Genomic DNA, 2,985 nt, shown 5'->3' on the forward strand with positions numbered 1-2,985 from the left:
TTCAAGCTCGACTCCACGGAACTGCCGTCGAACGACGACACCGACTACGAGACCGGCAATCTCGGCCACCGTCCGCGCGTCAAGGGCGGCTACTTCCCGGTGCCGCCGATCGACAGCGCGCAGGACATGCGCTCGGAAATGCTGACCGTGCTCGCCGAGATGGGCGTGCGGGTCGAAAAGCACCACCATGAGGTGGCGGCGGCCCAGCACGAACTCGGCATCAAGTTCGACGCACTGGTACGTAACGCCGACAAGATGCTGATCTACAAATATGTCGTGCACCAGGTCGCCAATGCCTACGGCAAGACAGCGACCTTCATGCCGAAGCCGATCTTCGGCGACAACGGCTCGGGCATGCACGTCCACATGTCGATCTGGAAGAACGGCAAGCCGACCTTCGCCGGCAATGAATATGCCGGTCTGTCGGAAAGCTGCCTGTTCTTCATCGGCGGCGTCATCAAGCATGCCAAGGCGATCAACGCCTTCACCAACCCGCTGACCAATTCCTACAAGCGCCTGGTGCCGGGTTACGAAGCGCCGGTTCTGCTCGCCTATTCGGCGCGCAACCGCTCGGCGTCCTGCCGTATCCCGTTCGGCTCGTCGCCGAAGGCCAAGCGCGTCGAGGTCCGCTTCCCCGATCCGGGCGCGAACCCCTACCTCGCCTTCTCCGCGCTGCTGATGGCCGGCCTCGACGGTATCAAGAACAAGATCCATCCCGGCCAGCCGATGGACAAGGATCTCTACGACCTGCCGCCGAAGGAACTGAAGAAGATCCCGACCGTCTGCGGCTCGCTGCGCGAAGCCCTGCAAAGCCTCGACAAGGACCGCGGCTTCCTGAAGGCTGGCGGCGTCTTCGACGACGACCAGATCGACAGCTACATCGAGCTGAAGATGGCCGAAGTGATGCGCTTCGAAATGACCCCGCATCCGGTCGAATACGACATGTACTACTCCGTCTGAGGCTTCAATCTCAGCCTAAGATACTCCATAATAACCAAGCCCTTGAAAGACTTCCCTCTTTCAAGGGCTTTTTGCTGCGCTCCAATAGGAATTGCCAGCCGATCGGCATGTCTCGCCTGCGCGGCAGCCGCGCATGGACAGCCGGATCCGCCTTTCGTCTTCGACGATCATACGATGGCCGGATTCTTGGACCTACTGGTCCATAGGAGCGGCCGGCTTGAGCGTCGGTCCGGTGACTTCAATCACTACTCGGCGATGTCCAGTGAAGATCAAGGCGGCCGGTCGGTCGCCAACGTTGGAGCCAGGAGCGAGCGGAGCACTGTCTCAGGCTACAGTGACCGCTCGTCCGGCGCCCACGCCAATGCCGCCGTTCAGAAAACCCCGCCCGTCCGAACAGCATTGCGTGACGTAACCCCAAGGCCTGCGAATACGCATGCCGTAGCGTGATCTGTCAACGCTGCAAGCCGGGCCGCGAATGACCGATTCTGCTGTATGAACAGATGCTTATGGAAGGTCCATTGCCCCAGATAAGGGCTGGAAAAGGCGCTTTTCCGGGCTTTATAGGGAGTGATCGCCGGAGGCTCACATGGCTGCGGCCAGAACTTCCGGGCGATTTGCGACCGCGTGAATTCCCTGACTTTTTCTGGGTATGTTTTACCAGGAATGCCGTCAGCCGGGTAACGGCCAAAAAAGAACCCCGGCGCGAAACGCCGGGGTCATCTTGTCATGCAGCCCGAAACGCTTACGCGGCGGCCGAAACCTGAGCGCTTGCCGGAACCGAGGCGATCGTCTTCAGGATCTGCGAGGCGATCTGGTAGGGGTCGCCCTGCGAGTTCGGACGGCGGTCTTCCAGATAACCCTTGTAGTCGCTCTTGATGAAGGAATGCGGCACGCGGATCGAGGCGCCACGGTCGGCAATGCCATAGCTGAACCGGTTCCACGGCGCGGTCTCGTGCTTGCCGGTCAAACGCTTGTCGTTGTCCGGGCCGTAGACGGCGATGTGATCCATCAGGTTCTTGTCGAAGGCAGCCATCAGCGCTTCGAAATAGGCCTTGCCGCCGACTTCGCGCATATAGGCGGTCGAGAAATTGGCGTGCATGCCCGAGCCGTTCCAGTCGGTGTCGCCGAGCGGCTTGCAATGGTATTCAATGTCGATGCCGTACTTCTCGGTCAGGCGCTGCATCAAATAGCGGGCCATCCACATCTGGTCGGCGGCTTTCTTGGAGCCCTTGCCGAAAATCTGGAATTCCCACTGGCCCTTGGCCACTTCGGCGTTGATGCCTTCGTGGTTGATGCCGGCGGCGAGGCAGAGGTCGAGATGCTCCTCGACGATCTGGCGCGCGACGGAGCCGACATTGGAATAGCCGACGCCGGTGTAGTACGGACCCTGGGGTGCGGGATAGCCGCTCTCGGGGAAGCCGAGCGGCCGGCCGTCCTTGTAGAAGAAATATTCCTGCTCGAAGCCGAACCAGGCGCCCTCGTCATCGAGGATGGTGGCGCGCTTGTTGGAGGCATGCGGCGTGACGCCATCGGGCATCATGACTTCGCACATGACCAGCACGCCGTTGGTGCGGGCGGGATCCGGATAGACCGCAACCGGCTTCAGCACGCAATCAGAGCTGTGCCCTTCGGCCTGCTGGGTCGAGGAACCATCGAAGCCCCACAGCGGCAACTGCTCGAGATCAGGGAATTCGGCGAATTCCTTGATCTGCGTCTTGCCGCGAAGGTTGGGGACCGGGGTATATCCATCGAGCCAGATATACTCGAGCTTGTATTTCGTCATTCTAGCCTCTCGTTGCTTGATCACCGAACACTGAACGGCGTCGACATGCGTCTGCCGTCAGCAGCCGGCCTGCCGCATTCTTAAAATGCAATTCGTGTGCCATTCTTGGTGTGAAGGGTGCGGCAAAATTGACCCGGTACCCACTCGAAATCGGTGATCCGCCTAAGCGATGCGTTCCGATCAATCACAGTCGTTCTTTGCACAAATAGTATGCACTTGCTGATCTTTTCATAGGCATATTG

General features: G+C 59.9%; 2 protein-coding genes. One reads left to right on the forward strand and one right to left on the reverse strand.

The features are described 5' to 3' along the window. On the forward strand, positions 1–960 hold a 960-nt coding region (glnA, locus tag EN750_RS26770; RefSeq protein ID WP_127398413.1), incomplete at its 5' end, for a type I glutamate--ammonia ligase. Between the two features lie 742 nt (positions 961–1,702). On the opposite strand, the gene EN750_RS26780 is transcribed toward glnA, so the two are convergent. After that, on the reverse strand, positions 1,703–2,743 hold the full coding sequence (locus EN750_RS26780; protein ID WP_127260164.1) for a glutamine synthetase beta-grasp domain-containing protein: 1,041 nt from the start codon (positions 2,741–2,743) through the stop codon (positions 1,703–1,705). Positions 2,744–2,985: the final 242 nt, after the last annotated feature.

Source organism: Mesorhizobium sp. M7A.F.Ca.ET.027.03.2.1 (assembly GCF_003999175.1).
Taxonomy (GTDB): domain Bacteria; phylum Pseudomonadota; class Alphaproteobacteria; order Rhizobiales; family Rhizobiaceae; genus Mesorhizobium.